Here is a 17,295-nt window from a genome sequence, read left to right on the forward strand (position 1 = left end):
AGGTTATTGCGCAGTGGCTGGTGCCAGAAAAGCGGCTTCCAGCAACTGCTGTGTATACGGATGTTGGGGGGCGGCAAAGATACTTTGCGCGTCTCCCTGTTCGACCACTTGGCCATGCTTGACCACCATCAGCTGGTGGCTCAGCGCTTTGACGACAGCCAGGTCATGGCTGATAAACAAATACGTCAGGTTGTACTTGGCTTGCAGTGAACGCAACAGCTCCACCACTTGCCGCTGCACCGTCCGGTCGAGCGCCGAAGTCGGCTCGTCCAGCAGGATCAGCGCCGGTTTGAGCACCAAAGCCCGGGCAATGGCGATTCGCTGCCGCTGCCCACCGGAAAATTCATGGGGGTAGCGGTGCCGGGTTTCCGGATCCAGACCTACCTCCTTCAATGCCGCGATGATCGCCGCTTCCTGTTCGGCGGCGGTGCCCATCTTGTGTATCCGCAGGCCTTCGCCAACGATGTCATTGACGCACATGCGCGGGCTCAGGCTGCCGAACGGGTCCTGAAACACCACCTGCATCTCCCGCCGCAACGGGCGAACCTCGTTCTGCGTCAGGCAGTCTAGCTGCTTGCCTTCAAAACGGATGCCGCCCTGGCTGCCGATCAGGCGCAAAATCGCCAGACCCAGCGTGGATTTGCCGGAACCACTCTCACCCACGATCCCCAGCGTCTGACCCTGAGGCAGGCTGAAATTGATGCCGTCCACTGCCTTGACGTGATCCACCGTGCGCTTGAGCAGGCCTTTTTTGATCGGGAACCAGACTTTCAGGTCCTCGACTTCGAGCAGCGGCGCGCCGATTTTATTGCTCGCCGGACCGCCGCTGGGCTCCGCGCCGAGCAATTCCCGAGTGTACGGATGCTGTGGCGAACGGAACAGCTCTGCGCACGATGCCTGTTCGACGATGCAACCGCGCTGCATGACACATACGCGGTGCGCAATTCTTCGCACCAGGTTCAAATCGTGACTGATCAGTAACAGCGACATGCCCAATCGAGCCTGAAGTTCCTTGAGCAAATCGAGGATTTTCAGCTGAACGGTCACGTCCAGCGCGGTGGTCGGTTCGTCGGCAATCAGCAGTTCCGGCTCGTTGGCCAAAGCCATGGCGATCATCACGCGCTGGCGCTGACCGCCGGAGAGTTCGTGGGGCAGGGCCTTGAGGCGCTTGTGCGGCTCGGGAATGCCGACCATCTCCAGCAGCTCCAGCGTACGCCTGGTCGCGACTTTACCGGACAGACCCTTATGGATGCCCAGCACTTCGTTGATCTGCTTCTCGATCGAGTGCAGCGGATTGAGCGAGGTCATCGGCTCCTGAAAGATCATCGCGATGCGGTTGCCGCGAATGTGGCGAATGGTCTTTTCGCTCAGGCCCAGCAGGTTCTGCCCGGCGTAATTGATGCTGCCGGCCGGATGGCGCGCCATGGGGTAGGGCAGCAGCCGCAGGATCGAGTGCGCAGTCACCGATTTGCCCGAGCCGGATTCGCCGACCAGCGCCAGGGTTTCGCCGCGCTTGATGTCGAAACTTACGCCCTCGACCACGCGGTGGATGCGCTCGCCGAAACCGAACTCGACGGCGAGGTCGCGCACTTCGATCAGATTGTCCTGATTCATTTCACTTCCTCGGGTCGAAGGCATCGCGAGCGGACTCGCCGATAAACACCAACAGGCTCAACATCAACGCCAGCACGGCAAAAGCACTCATGCCCAGCCATGGCGCCTGCAGGTTGGATTTGCCCTGCGCGACCAGTTCACCCAGCGACGGACTGCCGGCCGGCAAGCCGAAGCCGAGAAAGTCCAGCGCGGTGAGGGTGCCGATGGCGCCGGTGAGGATGAACGGCATGAAGGTCATGGTCGAGACCATCGCGTTGGGCAGGATATGGCGGAACATGATCGCGCCGTTCTGCATGCCCAGCGCTCTGGCGGCCCGTACGTATTCCAGGTTGCGCCCGCGCAGAAACTCGGCGCGCACCACATCGACCAGGCTCATCCACGAAAACAGCAGCATGATACCCAGCAGCCACCAGAAATTCGGCTGGACGAAACTGGCGAGGATGATCAGCAGATACAGGACTGGCAACCCCGACCAGATCTCCAGAAAACGCTGCCCGGCCAGATCGACCCAACCGCCATAAAAGCCCTGAAGGGCACCGGCAATCACGCCGATGATCGAACTCAGCACGGTCAACGTCAGCGCAAACAACACGGAAATGCGGAAGCCGTAAATCACCCGCGCCAGCACATCGCGGCCCTGATCGTCGGTGCCCAGCAGGTTGTCCGCCGAGGGCGGTGCCGGGGCCGGGACTTTCAGGTCGTAGTTGATGCTCTGGTAGCTGTACGGAATCGGCGCCCACAACACCCAGGCATCCTTGGCCTTGAGCAGTTCGCGGATGTACGGGCTCTTGTAGTTGGCTTCCAGCGGGAACTCACCGCCGAAGGTGGTTTCCGGGTAACGCTTGATCGCCGGGAAATACCAGTTGTTGTCGTAATGCACCACCAGCGGCTTGTCGTTGGCGATCAGCTCGGCACCCAGGCTGAGCCCGAACAGAATCAGAAACAGCCACAGTGACCACCAGCCACGCTTGTTGGCCTTGAACAGTTCGAAGCGGCGGCGGTTGAGAGGGGACAGGTTCATCTCAATGCTCCCGGCTTTCGAAGTCGATGCGCGGATCGACAAAGGTGTAAGTGAGGTCGCCGATCAGTTTCACCACCAGCCCGAGCAGGGTGAAGATGAACAGCGTGCCGAACACCACCGGGTAATCACGGTTGATCGCCGCTTCGAAACTCATCAGGCCGAGGCCATCAAGGGAGAAGATCACTTCCACCAGCAACGAGCCGGTAAAGAAAATCCCGATGAAGGCCGACGGGAAACCGGCAATCACCAGCAGCATCGCGTTGCGGAACACGTGCCCGTAGAGCACGCGATTGCGCGTCAGGCCTTTGGCTTTGGCGGTGACCACGTACTGCTTGTTGATCTCGTCGAGAAAGCTGTTTTTGGTCAGCAGGGTCATGGTCGCGAAGTTGCCGATCACCAGCGCGGTCACCGGCAATGCCAGGTGCCAGAAGTAATCGAGGATCTTGCCGCCCAGGCTCAGTTCATCAAAGTTGTTCGAGGTCAGCCCGCGCAGCGGGAACCAGTCCAGATAGCTGCCGCCGGCAAACACCACGATCAGCAGGATCGCAAACAGAAACGCCGGGATCGCATAGCCGACGATGATCGCCGAACTGGTCCAGACGTCGAAATGACTGCCATGCCGCGTGGCCTTGGCGATCCCCAGCGGAATCGACACCAGGTACATGATCAGCGTGCTCCACAGCCCCAGCGAGATCGACACGGGCATCTTTTCCTTGATCAGGTCGATGACCTTGGCGTCGCGGAAGAAACTGTCGCCGAAATCCAGCTGAGCATAGTTCTTGATCATGATCCACAGGCGTTCCGGGGCCGACTTGTCGAACCCGTACATGTGCTCGATTTCCTTGATCAGCGCCGGGTCCAGACCTTGCGCGCCGCGATACGAAGAACCGGCCACCGCCACTTCGGCACCGCCGCCGGCAATCCGGCTGGTGGCGCCTTCGAAGCCTTCGAGCTTGGCGATCATCTGTTCCACCGGGCCGCCGGGCGCGGCCTGAATGATCACGAAGTTGATCAGCAGAATGCCGAACAGGGTCGGAATGATCAGCAACAGTCGCCGAAAGATATACGCCAGCATCTGATTACTCCGTGCCCGCAGGGTCGGCTTGCAGTTGGGTTTCGACTTCTACCGCAGGTTTGGCGTCAGGCTTGACCCACCAGGTATTGATGCCGATGTCGTACTTGGGCGAGGTTTTGGGGTGCCCGATGTGGTTCCAGTACGCCACGCGCCAGCTCTTGATGTGCCAGTTCGGCACCACGTAATAGCCCCATTGCAGTACGCGATCAAGGGCTCGCGCATGGGCCACCAGGCTATTGCGTGAACCGGCGTTGATCAGGCTTTCCACCAGTTGGTCGACGATCGGATCCTTCAGGCCCATGCTGTTGCGGCTGCTGGATTTGTCGGCGGCGGCGCTCATCCAGTATTCGCGCTGCTCGTTACCCGGCGAGTTGGATTGCGGGAAGCTGCCGACCATCATGTCGAAATCCCGCGAACGCACGCGGTTGATGTACTGCGAAACGTCGACGCGGCGGATCACCAGATCGATGCCCAGATCGCTGAGGTTGCGCTTGAACGGCAGCAGCACGCGTTCGAATTCGGTCTGCGCGAGCAGGAACTCGATTACCACCGGTTTGCCCGTGGCGTCGACCATTTTGTCATCGACGATTTTCCAGCCGGCCTCTTGCAGCAGTTGATAAGCCTCGCGCTGTTGGCTGCGGATCATGCCACTGGCGTCGGTCTTGGGGTTTTCGTAGGCTTCGCTGAACACCTGCGCCGGCAGCTTGCTGCGGAACGGCTCAAGGATCGCCCGTTGCTCGGCGTCGGGCAGGCCGGTGGCGGCCATTTCCGAGTTCTCGAAATAGCTGCGGGTGCGCACGTAGGCGCCGTTGAACAATTGTTTGTTGGTCCATTCGAAATCGAACAGCAGACCAAGCGCCTGACGCACCCGCACATCCTGAAACGCCGGGCGGCGCAGGTTGAAGACGAAACCCTGCATGCCGGTCGGGTTGCTGTTGGCGATCAGTTCCTTGATCAGACGCCCCTCGGTCACCGCCGGAACGTTGTAGGCGTTGGCCCAGTTCTTCGCGGTCATCTCCAGCCAGTAGTCGAACTGCCCGGCCTTCAGCGCTTCAAGGGCGACAGTGTTGTCGCGGTAGTAATCGGTGGTCATCGTGTCGAAGTTGTAGAAGCCCCGGTTGACCGGCAGGTCCTTGCCCCAGTAATCCTTGACCCGCTCGTAACGCACCGAGCGACCGGCCTTGACCTCGGTGACCTTGTACGGGCCGCTGCCCAGCGGAATCTCCAGATTGCCCTTGTTGAAGTCACGATCGGCCCACCAGTGTTTTGGCAGCACCGGCAACTGGCCGAGGATCAGCGGCAGTTCACGGTTGTTGCTGTGCTTGAACTTGAACAGCACTTTCAGCGGGTCTTCGGCGACGACTTCGGCGACGTCGCTGTAATAGCCGCGAAACATCGGCGAGCCTTCCTTGGTCAGGGTGTTGAAGCTGAACACCACATCTTCGGCACGCACCGGGTGACCGTCATGAAAACGCGCTTCCGGGCGCAGGTAGAAGCGCACCCAGCTGTTGTCGTCGGCTTTTTCGATCTTGCCAGCGACCAGGCCGTACTCGGTAAACGGCTCGTCGAGGCTGTGTTTGGTCAGGGTGTCGTAAATTTGCCCGATGTCATCGGCCGGCACGCCTTTGCTGATGAACGGGTTGAGGCTGTCGAAGCCGCCGAAGCCGGCCTGGCGGAACACGCCGCCCTTGGGTGCATCCGGGTTTACGTAGTCGAAATGCTTGAAATCGGCCGGGTATTTCGGCGGCTCGTTGTACAGGGTCACGGCGTGTTGCGGGGCAGCAAAGGCCAGCCCGGCGAACAGCAAGCCGCTGGCCTGCACGAGCAGGGCGCGAACAGGGTTCATCGATCTTTCTCCGAAGACTTCAGCCACCATGCACTCAGGCCCAGGGTGTAGGGCGGCGTGGTGACAAAGGCCAACCGGTTGCGGTAGGCCAGACGGTGATAATTGAGGTACCAGTTGGGAATGCTGTAGTGCTGCCACAGCAGCACGCGGTCGAGCGCTTTGCCGGCGGCGACCTGCTCGTCGCGGGTGCGGGCGGCGAGCAATTGTTCGAGCAGGTGGTCGACCACCGGGTTGGCGATACCCGCGTAATTCTTGCTGCCCTTGACGTTCACTTGGCTGGAGTGGAAGTACTGCCACTGCTCAAGGCCGGGGCTCAGAGTCTGACCCAGCGTCATCGAGATCATGTCGAAATCGAATTGATCGAGGCGCTGTTTGTACTGCGCGCGATCGACGGTGCGCAGGTGTGCGTCGATGCCGATGCTGTTGAGATTGACGATGTAGGGCTGGTAAAGACGCTCCAGGTTCGGATTGACCAGCAGCAGTTCGAATCGCAACGGCTGGCCGGCGGCGTTTTGCAGACGCTGGCCGTGAAGTTTCCAGCCGGCCTCGGCGAGCAATGCCAGGGCTTTGCGCATGGTTTCGCGCGGAATGCCGCGACCATCGGTGGTGGGCAGGGTGAACGGCTCGGTAAACAGCCTCGCCGGCAACTGATCCTTGTACGGCTTGAGCATCAGCCATTCATGCCCGACCGGCAGGCCGCTGGCGGTGAATTCGCTGTTGGGGTAATAACTGTTGGTGCGCTGGTAGGCGTCGCTGAACAGCGTGCGATTGGTCCACTCGAAGTCGAACATCAGGCCCAGCGCTTCACGGGTCTTCACATCGGCAAACGTCGCGCGCCGGGTGTTCATGAACAGGCCCTGACTCTGGGTCGGGATCTGATGCGGGATCTGCGCCTTGATCACATCGCCACGGCGAATCGCCGGGAAGTTGTAGCCGTTGGCCCAGTTCTTCGCCTGATGCTCGATGTAGATGTCGAATTCACCCGCTTTGAACGCTTCGAACGCCACATCGCTGTCGCGGTAGAACTCGACTTCCATGCGATCGAAGTTGTACTTGCCGCGATTGACCGCCAGGTCCTTGCCCCAGTAGTCCTTGACCCGCTCGAAAATCAGCTGCCGCCCCGGCGTCACCGAAGTGATGCGGTACGGGCCGCTACCCAGCGGCGGTTCGAACGTGGTGGCTCTGAAGTCGCGGTCCTTCCAATAATGCTGCGGCAGCACCGGCAACTCGCCGAGGCGCAGGATCAACAGCGGATTGCCCGAACGCTTGAGCACGAAGCGGATGCGCTGCTTGTTCAGAATGTCGACGCGCAGCACCTCTTGCAGGGCCGTGCGATAGAGCGGATGGCCTTCCTTCAATAACAGGCGATAGGAGAACGCCACGTCATACGCGGTGATCGGCGCGCCATCGTTAAACCGCGCTTCAGGCCGCAGATTGAACACCACCCAGCTGCGATCTTCGCTGTATTCCACCGATTGTGCGATCAAACCATAACTCGACGCCGGCTCGTCACCGGACGGTGAATACTGCCCGGTGCCGACCATCAACGGCTCGTTCAGCTCGTTGATGCCGTACTGGAGGAAATTCGCGGTAGTGACCGGGCTGGTGCCCTTGAAGGTGTACGGATTGACCGTATCGAACGTGCCGAACGCCATCACCCGCAACGTACCGCCCTTGGGCGCTTGCGGGTTGACCCAATCGAAATGGGTAAATCTGGCCGGGTACTTGAGCGTGCCGAACTGCGCATAACCGTGACTTTCGGTAATCGTCGCGCTTGCGGTTGAGCTCAAGGCCAGGCTGATCAGGAGCAGGGGGAGGGCACGCTTCAAGTCAGATCCGATCCAGCGGCTTGGGCTTTGTGGGCGGTACAGTAACAGCTTGTCTGGACAGGAAAAAGATCATGGGTTAATGCGCGGTTAATCGTTGGAGCGAAGAGCGCTCACTTAGGCGTTTGGAGTGGCTGGGCCCCGGGAAAATCAAAAGCCCCTCACCCTAACCCTCTCCCGGAGGGAGAGGGGACTGATCGGGGTGTTTGGAAGAGTTGCGCTGACTTGCGATATCGAGTCGAACGCAGGTTCTGAAAAATCAAAATCAAAAGCCCCTCACCCTAACCCTCTCCCGGAGGGAGAGGGGACTGATCGGGGTGTTTGGAAGAGTTGCGCTGACTTGCGATATCGAGTCGAACGCAGGTTCTGAAAAATCAAAATCAAATGCCCCTCACCCTAACCCTCTCCCGGAGGGAGAGGGGACTGATCGGAGTGTTTGGAAGAGTGGCGCTGACTTGCGATATCGAGTCGAACGCAGGTTCTGAAAAATCAAAATCAAAAGCCCCTCACCCTAACCCTCTCCCGGAGGGAGAGGGGACTGATCGGGGTGTTTGGAAGAGTGGCGCTGACTTGCGATATCGAGTCGAACGCAGGTTCTGAAAAATCAAAATCAAAAGTCCCTCACCCTAACCCTCTCCCAGAGGGAGAGGGGACTGATCGAGTTGTTTGGGAGAGCTGCGCTGACTTGCGATATCGAGTCGAACGCAGGTTCTGAAAAATCAAAATCAAAAGCCCCTCACCCTAACCCTCTCCCGGAGAGAGAGGGGACTGATCGAGTTGTTTGGGAGAGCTGCGCTGACTTGCGATATCGAGTCGAACGCAGGTTCTGAAAAATCAAAATCAAAAGCCCCTCACCCTAACCCTCTCCCGGAGAGAGAGGGGACTGATCGAGTTGTTTGGGAGAGCTGCGCTGAGTTGCGATATCGAGTCGAACTCCAGTTTTGAAAAGCATGGAGATGTGCTCCCTTTCCCCTCGCCCCCCCTGGGGGAGAGGGCTGGGGTGAGGGGGATGGATCTCACAGGCGCCACAAAAAATCCGATCCAAAAAAAAGCCCCCGAAAACTCAGGGGCTCTTGCAATCAATGCGGCTGATAAACCGTGAGCATCTGCCCAGGCTTCAAGGCCTTGCCGGCCCCTGGATTCCAGCGCTTGAGATGCTGCATCTGCACGTTGAAGCGCTTGGCCACCACATACAAGGTGTCGCCACGCTTGACCTTGTACTGGGTCTGTTGCTGGCTGTCGTCCTTGCCTTTGGTCTTGCTGTTGGCCGCCACCACCGTGTTGACCCGGCCAGACTTGCGAGCCGGTGCGCGTTTGCTGGTGTCCTGCATCACCAGAGTCTGACCAATCTTGAGATTCTTGCCGGTCAGCTTGTTCCAGCGCTGCAGATCCTTCACCTCGACCTTGTTGGCCTTGGCAATGGAACCGAGATTGTCCCCACGCTTGACCCGGTAAGCGCGCTTGAGCTGCGCAACTTCGGACGGGTCGGCGCCTTCGAACACCGGTTTCAGCGAGCGCGGGCTGATCAGCTCGTCGGGGCGCATGGTCTGCAGACTGGCCGTGAGCAATTGCGCCTTCGACGTCGGCACCAGCAGATGCTGTGGACCGTCGATCGTGGTGCGCTGCTTGAAGGCCGGATTGAGCTGGAACAGCTCGTCTTCGTCGATGTTGGCCACCGCGGCGACCTTGGACAGGTCCATGCGCTGGTTGATTTCGACAACCTGGAAATACGGTTCGTTGGCGATCGGATTGAGGTTGACGCCGTAGGCTTCCGGCGCCAGTACCACTTGCGACAGCGCCAGCAGTTTTGGCACGTACGCCTGGGTTTCCGCCGGCAGCGGCAGGTTCCAGTAGTCGGTCGGCAGGCCGAGCTTTTCGTTGCGCTCGATGGCGCGGCTGACCGTACCTTCACCGGCGTTGTAGGCGGCGAGTGCCAGCAGCCAGTCGCCGTTGAACATGTCGTGCAGACGGGTCAGGTAATCCATCGCTGCGGTGGTCGAGGCGGTGATATCGCGGCGGCCATCATAGAAGCGGGTCTGACGCAGGTTGAAGTAACGCCCGGTCGACGGAATGAACTGCCACAGGCCCACCGCATCGGCGCGGGAGTAGGCCATCGGGTTGTACGCGCTCTCGATTACTGGCAGCAGGGCCAGTTCCAGCGGCATGTTGCGCTCTTCGAGGCGTTCGACAATGTAGTGAATATAGAGACTGCCGCGTTCACCGGCGTTCTCGAGGAAAGAGGGATTGCTGGCGAACCACAGGCGCTGTTGCTCGATGCGCGGGTTGACGCCCAGGCCTTCCTGCAACTGGAAGCCTGCGCGCATGCGTTCCCAGATGTCCTGGGGCACCTGCGGGCTGGGCTTTTCGGTCAGCCAGATCGGCTTCTGCTTGGCTCGCGCAGCAATGTTCGGCGTATGGGTCGCTTCAGTCTGCGGAGCATGGCTGGAACAGCCCGCCAGCGTGGCGGACACAGCCACCGCGATGGCTTGCGCCAGGCGGGTCAATGCGTCTGAATTGACGGACTTACGTATGGATGACGACATTGGCTGGAAGTAAGTTCCGGGCAAAAATGTCGGGCGATTCTAGAAAGCGCACCCCCCGCGGTCAACCATTCAGAATATTTGTGCCAACAAGCGGGTGACTTAGAACGTATCTTTCCAGGCACGCAAAGCCGCAAATACCTCACTCGGCGCCCGGTTTTGAGCGCCTGCCCGTTCGTCCACTTTTTGTGTAACCAATGTTTCAGAAGTGCGCAGAAACGGGTTGGTGAGCTTTTCCAGCGCCAGGGTCGAGGGCAGGGTCATGACGCCGTTTTGCCGTTGCTGAATGACTTTTTCCAGACGGGCGGCAATGTCCGCGTTGCCCGGTTCAACGGCGGCGGCAAACTTGAGATTGCTCAAGGTGTATTCATGGGTGCAGTAAACCAGCGTATCTTCAGGCAAGGCAGCGAGACGGCTGAGCGACTGGTGCATTTGCTCCGGCGTGCCTTCGAACAGGCGCCCGCATCCGGCCGCGAACAAGGTGTCGCCGCAGAACAGCAGGCCGTGATGGTAATAGGCAATGTGTCCCAAGGTGTGACCGGGCACTGCGTAGACGGCGAAATCCCAGCCGAGCACGTTGACGCTGTCGCTGTCCTTGAGTGCCACGTCGCGTCCCGGAATGGTTTCGCTGGCCGGACCGTAGACTTTCGCGCCGGTCGCGGCTTTGAGGCGCTCGACGCCGCCGACGTGGTCGTGGTGATGGTGGGTGATCAGAATGTCGCTCAGCACCCAGCCCGGACGGCCGTCAAGCCACGCCTGCACGGGGGCGGCATCGCCCGGATCGACGACCGCGCAACGCTGGGTGCGGTGATCCTGTAACAACCAGATGTAGTTGTCGGTGAACGCGGGCAGGGCACTGATCTGTATCATCGTCGGAATCGCCAAGCGGAAAACATTGGCGCATCTTAGTAGTTCCTGGCGCTTTGGAGAATGCGATGAGTGATAAAGCGTTCGCACAGGCTGATCCCGACTGGCTGGCCCTGATCGGCGCAGCCCGTGAATGGCTGTCCGGCCCGCTTGGGCAATTGTTGCTCGATGAAGAGCGGCGCATGCTCGAAGACGAACTGGGGCGGTTCTTCGGCGGTTATCTGGTGCATTACGGGCCATCGGCCGAAACCCCGCCAGCGGCGCCGCAAGTGCAGCGCAACGTGCGCCTTGGTGCGCCGCTGCCTGGCGTCGAAATCGTCTGCGAAGAGCAGGCCTGGCCGCTGAGCGAGCATGCCGCCGACGTCGTGGTGATGCAGCACGGTCTGGATTTCTGCCTGTCGCCCCACGGTTTGCTGCGCGAGGCGGCGAGCGCCGTGCGGCCCGGCGGACACTTGCTGATCATCGGCATTAACCCGTGGAGCACCTGGGGACTGCGTCATGTGTTCGCCCACGATGCCCTGCGCCAGGCGCGCTGCATCTCGCCGTCACGGCTCGGCGACTGGCTCAACCTGCTCGGCTTTGCGCTGGAGAAACGCCGCTTCGGGTGCTATCGTCCGCCGCTCGCGTCGCCCAAGTGGCAGGCCCGACTGGCCGGCTGGGAACGCAAGGCCGGCGACTGGCAACTGTCTGGCGGCGGCTTCTACCTACTGGTCGCGCGCAAGATCGTGGTTGGCCTCAGGCCATTGCGTCAGGAGCGCCGCGAGCCGATGGGCAAGCTGATTCCGCTGCCGATGGCCAAGGTCAATCGTCGCCGCATCGAACCGTAAACCTTCTTATATTCGTGGCCGGGTTTCCCCGGCCACGGTCATTGTCGATCCGTGATTGGCAAGACAGGCATTTTCTGGAAAGACTGGCATGAGCGAAAGCGTTGAAAGCGTCGACACCGTAGAACTGTTCACCGACGGCGCCTGCAAGGGCAACCCTGGCCCGGGCGGCTGGGGCGCATTGCTGGTGTGCAAAGGCGTAGAAAAGGAGCTCTGGGGCGGCGAAGCCAACACCACCAATAACCGCATGGAGCTGCTCGGTGCCATCCGTGGCCTCGAAGCGCTCAAGCGCCCGTGTGAAGTGCTGCTGGTGACCGACTCGCAATACGTGATGAAGGGCATCAACGAGTGGATGGCCAACTGGAAAAAGCGCGGCTGGAAAACCGCAGCCAAGGAGCCGGTGAAGAACGCCGACCTGTGGAAAGAACTGGACGAGCAGGTCAACCGCCACAAGGTCAAATGGAAATGGGTGCGCGGGCACATCGGCCATCACGGTAACGAGCGCGCCGACCAACTGGCCAACCGTGGGGTGGATGAGGTGCGCGGGTACAAGCAGAGCTGATGCTTTCCTGATGGACCGAGGTGGGTTCAATCGCCAGCAGGCTGGCTCCCACAGGATTTGTGAAAACCCGTTTCCAGTGTGGGAGCCAGCCTGCTGGCGATGCGGTTAACACGGTCTGCCTGAAACACCCCGCCGAGCGTGGTAACATCCGCGCCTTTGCACGATTGACCCGTTGAGAGCTGAGCACTGATGGCCACCAGATCCGTTGTACTCGATACCGAAACCACCGGCATGCCGGTGACCGATGGTCACCGGATCATCGAAATCGGCTGTGTCGAACTGATCGGTCGGCGCCTGACGGGCCGGCATTTTCACGTGTACCTACAACCGGATCGTGAAAGTGACGAAGGCGCCATCGGCGTTCACGGCATCACCAACGAATTTCTGGTCGGCAAGCCACGCTTTGCCGAAGTCGCCGACGAGTTCTTCGAGTTCATCAAAGGCGCGCAGCTGATCATCCATAACGCGGCGTTCGACGTTGGCTTCATCAACAACGAATTCGCCCTGATGGGGCAGCACGATCGCGCCGACATCACCCAGCACTGCTCGATCCTCGACACCCTGATGATGGCCCGGGAACGTCACCCGGGGCAGCGCAACAGCCTCGATGCGTTGTGCAAACGTTACGGTGTCGACAACTCCGGCCGTGAACTGCACGGCGCGTTGCTCGACTCGGAAATTCTCGCCGACGTTTACCTGACTATGACCGGTGGCCAGACCAGCCTGTCGCTGGCCGGCAACGCCTCTGACGGCAATGGCACGGGTGAGGGCGCCGACAACTCCGCCACGGAAATCCGTCGTCTGCCAGCAGATCGCCAGCCGGCGCGCATCATTCGCGCCACCGAAGAAGAGCTGGCGGCGCATCTGGTGCGGCTGGAGATCATCGCCAAGTCAGCCGGCGCCCCGGCGCTGTGGACGCAGATCGCTGAAGCCGACGCGCAGACGTAGAGCGCTGTCAGTACTGACAAGTGGCCACCGTCGCCACATCCGCTGCAACCCTCTACCCTGAGTACATTGGCAGATGAAAATCAAGGAATGAGGACTTTTCCCAGTATGCGTCCGGTCATGAATCCGAAATACCCAGGGCTGTCGGTGCGTGTCGCCGACGACGGCTTTGCGCCGTATATCTGGGGCAGCGATTTCAGTTTCGAAGTTGCGGCGTATGGCGCTGCGGTGATCGGCAAGCCTGTCGAGCAATGGCAGGTGACGCCGATCGTGCCGTATCGCAAGTGCTACGGCATCGATCCCGAGGAGTTCAGCGCCTTTCACAATGCGCCTGACTGCGCGATCTTCATGGCTCATCTCGATGACGAGCCGGTCGGCCATCTGGTGATCAGCACCAACTGGAACGGCTTTGCCCACATCGATGAGCTGGCGGTGCATGCGCCGGCCCGGCGTCATGGCGTGGCCAAGGCCTTGCTCGATGTGGCGCAGTTCTGGAGCCGCAAGAAAAAGCTTCCGGGAATCATGCTGGAAACCCAGAACAACAACCTCGGCGCCTGTCGGCTGTATGAGCGTTGCGGATACGTGATTGGCGGTATCGATCAGCTGCGCTATCGCGGCATCGACCCGAACACCGCTGAAGTGGCGCTGTTCTGGTATCGATTGTTCGATAATCCGCTGGAAAACCCGCTTAGCTCGACAACATCGCCTCGGCTTGTTCCGTGATGATCGCCAGCAAGGTTTGAATCGCTGAGGACGGCGCGGCGTGCTTGAACGTCAGCGCATACACGCTGATCGGCACGGCCGGTGACAGCGGGCAAACGTCCAGCCCACCTGAGCGGGCGCCGAGTGCGGTGAACGGGTCGACGATGGCCAGACCTTCGCCAGCCTCGACCATGCAACGCATCATCTGCTGAGTTTGCACGCGGGTCTGGATGCTCGGCGCCGGGCGCAGGGCTTGCAGCTTGTTTTCCAGTGCCGGGCTGAGCGGATCCTGACGTTCGAGGCCGATCATCGCCTGACCGGCCAGATCCTGCAGAGAGATGTATTTCTGCTTCGGTTGCAGCCAGCCGTGCGGGGCAAGCAACTGCAATTTGCCCTGCGCCAGTGGCTGGCAGTCGATATCGGCATGTTGAGGATCGTGCAGGCTCAGGCCGAGATCGCTTTCACGCAGCAACAGGCTGCGGACGATATCGCGAGTGGAGGCACTGAGCAGGCTGCAAGGTGCGTCCGGCAGGCGTCGACGCAGGGCGGCGAGGCTTGGTGGCAATAACTGTTGCGCCAGCGGCGGTGTGCCGATGATGCGCAAGGGCGGGGCGAGGTATTGCTTGAGGCTGCCGGCCAGGCGTTGCACCGGTTCCAGCGCGGCATAGACGTGGGCGATTTCGACCTGCAACGCCCGTGCTTCGGCGGTCGGTTGCAGACGCCCGCGCACACTGGCGAACAGCATGAACCCCAGCTGACTTTCGGCTTCGCGCAAACGCTCTTCGACCTCGGTCACCGGCAACTGCAACCATTCGGCGGCGGTGCCCAGGTGACCGGTCTGCAAGAGCGCCTGAATCACTTCGATGTGGCGTAAACGCATGCGTGAAGTCCGTGTTCAGCAGGTGGGGGCGGTGCTGAATCCTACCCCAACTCTACGCACATGACTCCTGCTCATGATGCCGGCTTATTGAGCGGCGATCGGCTCGGGCTCGCGAATCAGCGTAATACCCGATTGCACCAGCAGGTATTCGCTTTCGCTGACCTTGTTGATGCGGTCACCAATGGCCAATTTGTAGGTGGTGACGGGCTCCGAGCCGGTGAAGCCGTCTGCAGACGGGTTCGATTCCTGGAATTCATGCACGGAATAAACGCGGCCTTCCGCATCTCTTGCATGAAACTGACCGACGAGTACTGCTGCCATCTGCTTAAAACCTCTGGAGATAAAACGCTTGATTTGCGGCTTGGTAGACCGTCATCAAGCTTGGTAAGTTTTCCTACAACGAAAAAATATTCCTCGCGCAGGAAAAACCAATGATCGCTGGTGAAATCGCCAACAGATCATCTATAACTAGCGACTCTTCCCACAGACCATCGAGAGTCTTCCATGAGCAATGTCTACAACGTCGCCGTAGTGGTCGGTAGCCTGCGCAAAGCTTCGATCAATCGCAAGATCGCACTGGCACTGGCTGAACTGGCGCCGGCGAACCTGAAACTGGAAATTGTCGAAATCGGCGATCTGCCTCTCTACAACGAAGACATCGATGGTGAGTCACCGCCCGCAGCCTACAGCACTTTCCGTCAGAAAGTGGCGTCATCCGACGCGGTGCTGTTTGTCACCCCCGAGTACAACCGTTCGATCCCGGCACCGCTGAAGAACGCCATCGACGTCGGTTCGCGGCCTTATGGCAAGAGCTGCTGGAGCGGCAAGCCGGGTGCGGTCATAAGTGTTTCGCCGGGGGCGATCGGCGGTTTCGGCGCCAATCAGCATCTGCGCCAGACCTTCGTATTCCTCGATATTCACTGCCTGCAACAGCCGGAAGCCTATCTGGGCGGCGCGGGCAATGCGTTTGACGAGGCGGGCAAGCTGAGCGAAACGGTCAAACCGTTCCTGCAGAAATTCATCGATGCCTACGGCCAGTTCGTAGAGCAACACAAGAAATAAACCGAACGCGGTCCCTTGTAGGAGTGAGCCTGCTCGCGATAGCGGTGTATCAGTCAGCATATTGTTAACTGACAGACCGCTATCGCGAGCAGGCTCACTCCTACGGTTTTTATCTGTCTGACTTTCCATTAAGGCTTCTGCGAATGCTCGCTGCGTCACTGATTTTCCTCCTGACCATCACCCTCGTGATCTGGCAACCCAAAGGCCTCGGCGTCGGCTGGAGTGCAACCCTCGGCGCTGTACTGGCCTTGATTTTCGGCGTGGTCCACTTGAGCGACATTCCGCTGGTCTGGCAAATCATCTGGAACGCCACCGGCACCTTCGTGGCGTTGATCATCATCAGCCTGCTACTCGATGAAGCCGGGTTTTTCGCCTGGGCCGCGCTGCATGTGGCGCGCTGGGGACGGGGCAGCGGGCGCAAGCTGTTCGCTTTTATGGTGCTGCTCGGCGCGCTGGTTTCGGCGTTGTTCGCCAACGACGGCGCGGCGCTGATCCTCACGCCGATTGTGATCTCAATGCTGCTGGCGTTGCGCTTCTCGCCGGCGGCAACGCTGGCCTTCGTCATGGGCGCCGGGTTTATCGCCGACACCGCGAGCCTGCCGCTGGTGGTCTCGAACCTGGTCAACATCGTCTCGGCGGATTTCTTTCACATCAGCTTCAACCGCTACGCGGCGGTGATGGTGCCGGTCAACTTCGTCAGCGTGGCGGCGACGCTGGGCATGTTGCTGTGGTTTTTCCGCCGTGACATCCCGGCCGCGTACGACCCGGCGCAGCTCGAAGACCCGACGACCGCTATCCACGATAAAGCCACGTTCTACGCGGGCTGGGCGGTATTGGCGATTCTGCTGATTGGCTGTTTTGCCCTGGAGCCGCTGGGGATTCCGATCAGCGCGATTTCGGCGGTGTGCGCCGCGCTGTTGCTCGGCATTGCTGCGCGCGGGCACAGGATTTCCACGCGCAAGGTTATGAAAGAAGCGCCGTGGCAGATCGTGATTTTCTCGCTGGGCATGTATCTGGTGGTGTACGGCCTGCGCAATGCCGGGCTGACCAGCTATCTGGCCGGCTGGCTCGACGCGTTCGCCGGCCAGGGTGTGTGGGGCGCGGCGCTCGGTACGGGCGTGCTGACGGCGCTGCTGTCGTCGATCATGAATAATCTGCCGACGGTACTGATCGGTTTGCTGTCGATCGATGCCAGTCAGGCCAGCGGGGTGATCAAGGAAGCGATGATTTACGCCAACGTGATCGGCAGCGACCTGGGGCCGAAAATCACCCCGATCGGCAGCCTGGCGACGCTGTTGTGGCTGCACGTGCTGGAGCGCAAGGGCATTCACATTGGCTGGGGCTATTACTTCCGGGTCGGGATCGTGTTGACGGTGCCGGTGTTGCTGGTGACTTTGGCGGCTTTGGCGGTGCGACTTTCGCTTTAGACCGAGGTGACCCCAATCGCTAGCAGGGCTAGCTCCCACAGGTTTCATGTACACCGCGCAACCTGTGGGGGCTAGCCTGCTAGCGATGGGGCCCGCGCGGGCAC

At 60.3% G+C, this 17,295-nt stretch carries 15 protein-coding genes; 6 read left to right on the forward strand and 9 right to left on the reverse strand.

All coding sequences use genetic code 11. The annotated features are described in order from the left end of the window. Positions 1-3 precede the first annotated feature (3 nt). From BLU52_RS09300 to gloB, 7 genes are all read right to left on the reverse strand, one after another. Positions 4-1,614, reverse strand: a complete 1,611-nt coding sequence (locus BLU52_RS09300; protein ID WP_090282904.1) for an ABC transporter ATP-binding protein — start codon at positions 1,612-1,614, stop codon at positions 4-6. 1 nt (position 1,615) lies between these two features. Beyond that, positions 1,616-2,635, reverse strand: coding sequence for an ABC transporter permease (locus tag BLU52_RS09305; protein ID WP_064587187.1), 1,020 nt, complete (start codon positions 2,633-2,635; stop codon positions 1,616-1,618). A 1-nt stretch (position 2,636) separates the two neighbouring features. Beyond that, on the reverse strand, positions 2,637-3,710 hold the full coding sequence (locus tag BLU52_RS09310; protein ID WP_090282905.1) for a microcin C ABC transporter permease YejB: 1,074 nt from the start codon (positions 3,708-3,710) through the stop codon (positions 2,637-2,639). Positions 3,711-3,714: 4 nt separating this feature from the next. Further along, positions 3,715-5,556, reverse strand: coding sequence for an extracellular solute-binding protein (locus BLU52_RS09315; protein ID WP_090282906.1), 1,842 nt, complete (start codon positions 5,554-5,556; stop codon positions 3,715-3,717). Beyond that, positions 5,553-7,385 (reverse strand): extracellular solute-binding protein, encoded by a 1,833-nt coding sequence (locus tag BLU52_RS09320; protein WP_090282907.1) that lies wholly within the window; start codon positions 7,383-7,385, stop codon positions 5,553-5,555. The genes BLU52_RS09315 and BLU52_RS09320 overlap by 4 nt, the downstream gene beginning before the upstream one ends. A gap of 1,076 nt (positions 7,386-8,461) precedes the next feature. Further along, entirely contained in the window at positions 8,462-9,925 is a 1,464-nt protein-coding gene (locus tag BLU52_RS09325) for a transglycosylase SLT domain-containing protein (protein ID WP_090282908.1), read from the reverse strand. Between the two features lie 99 nt (positions 9,926-10,024). Further along, entirely contained in the window at positions 10,025-10,792 is a 768-nt protein-coding gene (gloB, locus tag BLU52_RS09330) for a hydroxyacylglutathione hydrolase (protein ID WP_090288477.1), read from the reverse strand. Between the two features lie 65 nt (positions 10,793-10,857). On the opposite strand from gloB, the gene BLU52_RS09335 reads away from it, so the two are divergent. The 4 genes from BLU52_RS09335 (at position 10,858) to BLU52_RS09350 (ending at position 13,843) form a co-directional block, all read left to right on the forward strand. Then, positions 10,858-11,616 (forward strand): class I SAM-dependent methyltransferase, encoded by a 759-nt coding sequence (locus BLU52_RS09335; protein ID WP_090282909.1) that lies wholly within the window; start codon positions 10,858-10,860, stop codon positions 11,614-11,616. 88 nt (positions 11,617-11,704) lie between these two features. Then, a complete protein-coding gene (gene rnhA / locus BLU52_RS09340) occupies positions 11,705-12,175 on the forward strand; it encodes a ribonuclease HI (protein ID WP_090282910.1) in 471 nt (156 codons plus the stop codon). A 189-nt stretch (positions 12,176-12,364) separates the two neighbouring features. After that, positions 12,365-13,123 (forward strand): DNA polymerase III subunit epsilon, encoded by a 759-nt coding sequence (gene dnaQ / locus BLU52_RS09345; RefSeq protein WP_090282911.1) that lies wholly within the window; start codon positions 12,365-12,367, stop codon positions 13,121-13,123. A gap of 105 nt (positions 13,124-13,228) precedes the next feature. After that, entirely contained in the window at positions 13,229-13,843 is a 615-nt protein-coding gene (locus BLU52_RS09350; protein WP_090282912.1) for a GNAT family N-acetyltransferase, read from the forward strand. Here BLU52_RS09350 and BLU52_RS09355 read toward each other — a convergent pair. Beyond that, positions 13,809-14,702 carry a LysR family transcriptional regulator gene (locus BLU52_RS09355; protein ID WP_090282913.1) on the reverse strand — a complete coding sequence of 298 codons (894 nt, stop codon included), beginning with the start codon at positions 14,700-14,702 and terminating at the stop codon, positions 13,809-13,811. The two genes, BLU52_RS09350 and BLU52_RS09355, sit on opposite strands and share 35 nt — an antisense overlap. An 84-nt stretch (positions 14,703-14,786) precedes the next feature. Next, on the reverse strand, positions 14,787-15,023 hold the full coding sequence (locus tag BLU52_RS09360) for a hypothetical protein (RefSeq protein ID WP_090282914.1): 237 nt from the start codon (positions 15,021-15,023) through the stop codon (positions 14,787-14,789). A gap of 183 nt (positions 15,024-15,206) precedes the next feature. Between BLU52_RS09360 and BLU52_RS09365 the strand changes: the two genes are divergently transcribed. Together BLU52_RS09365 and BLU52_RS09370 are read left to right on the forward strand one after the other, a co-directional pair. Then, positions 15,207-15,764: an NADPH-dependent FMN reductase gene (locus BLU52_RS09365; protein ID WP_090282915.1), complete on the forward strand. Its 558-nt coding sequence runs from the start codon at positions 15,207-15,209 to the stop codon at positions 15,762-15,764. A gap of 143 nt (positions 15,765-15,907) precedes the next feature. Further along, complete coding sequence (locus BLU52_RS09370) at positions 15,908-17,191, forward strand: arsenic transporter (RefSeq protein WP_090282916.1); 1,284 nt, start codon at positions 15,908-15,910, stop codon at positions 17,189-17,191. Positions 17,192-17,295 lie beyond the last annotated feature (104 nt).

Origin of the sequence: Pseudomonas granadensis (assembly GCF_900105485.1) — a bacterium.
Lineage (GTDB): Bacteria > Pseudomonadota > Gammaproteobacteria > Pseudomonadales > Pseudomonadaceae > Aquipseudomonas > Aquipseudomonas granadensis.

Coding starts and splice junctions, on each gene's coding strand:
- BLU52_RS09300 (WP_090282904.1), bottom strand. CDS start 1,614: ATGAATCAGGACAATCTGATCGAAGTGCGCGACCTCGCCGTCGAGTTC.
- BLU52_RS09305 (WP_064587187.1), bottom strand. CDS start 2,635: ATGAACCTGTCCCCTCTCAACCGCCGCCGCTTCGAACTGTTCAAGGCC.
- BLU52_RS09310 (WP_090282905.1), bottom strand. CDS start 3,710: ATGCTGGCGTATATCTTTCGGCGACTGTTGCTGATCATTCCGACCCTG.
- BLU52_RS09315 (WP_090282906.1), bottom strand. CDS start 5,556: ATGAACCCTGTTCGCGCCCTGCTCGTGCAGGCCAGCGGCTTGCTGTTC.
- BLU52_RS09325 (WP_090282908.1), bottom strand. CDS start 9,925: ATGTCGTCATCCATACGTAAGTCCGTCAATTCAGACGCATTGACCCGC.
- gloB (WP_090288477.1), bottom strand. CDS start 10,792: ATGATACAGATCAGTGCCCTGCCCGCGTTCACCGACAACTACATCTGG.
- BLU52_RS09335 (WP_090282909.1), top strand. CDS start 10,858: ATGAGTGATAAAGCGTTCGCACAGGCTGATCCCGACTGGCTGGCCCTG.
- rnhA (WP_090282910.1), top strand. CDS start 11,705: ATGAGCGAAAGCGTTGAAAGCGTCGACACCGTAGAACTGTTCACCGAC.
- dnaQ (WP_090282911.1), top strand. CDS start 12,365: ATGGCCACCAGATCCGTTGTACTCGATACCGAAACCACCGGCATGCCG.
- BLU52_RS09350 (WP_090282912.1), top strand. CDS start 13,229: ATGCGTCCGGTCATGAATCCGAAATACCCAGGGCTGTCGGTGCGTGTC.
- BLU52_RS09355 (WP_090282913.1), bottom strand. CDS start 14,702: ATGCGTTTACGCCACATCGAAGTGATTCAGGCGCTCTTGCAGACCGGT.
- BLU52_RS09360 (WP_090282914.1), bottom strand. CDS start 15,023: ATGGCAGCAGTACTCGTCGGTCAGTTTCATGCAAGAGATGCGGAAGGC.
- BLU52_RS09365 (WP_090282915.1), top strand. CDS start 15,207: ATGAGCAATGTCTACAACGTCGCCGTAGTGGTCGGTAGCCTGCGCAAA.
- BLU52_RS09370 (WP_090282916.1), top strand. CDS start 15,908: ATGCTCGCTGCGTCACTGATTTTCCTCCTGACCATCACCCTCGTGATC.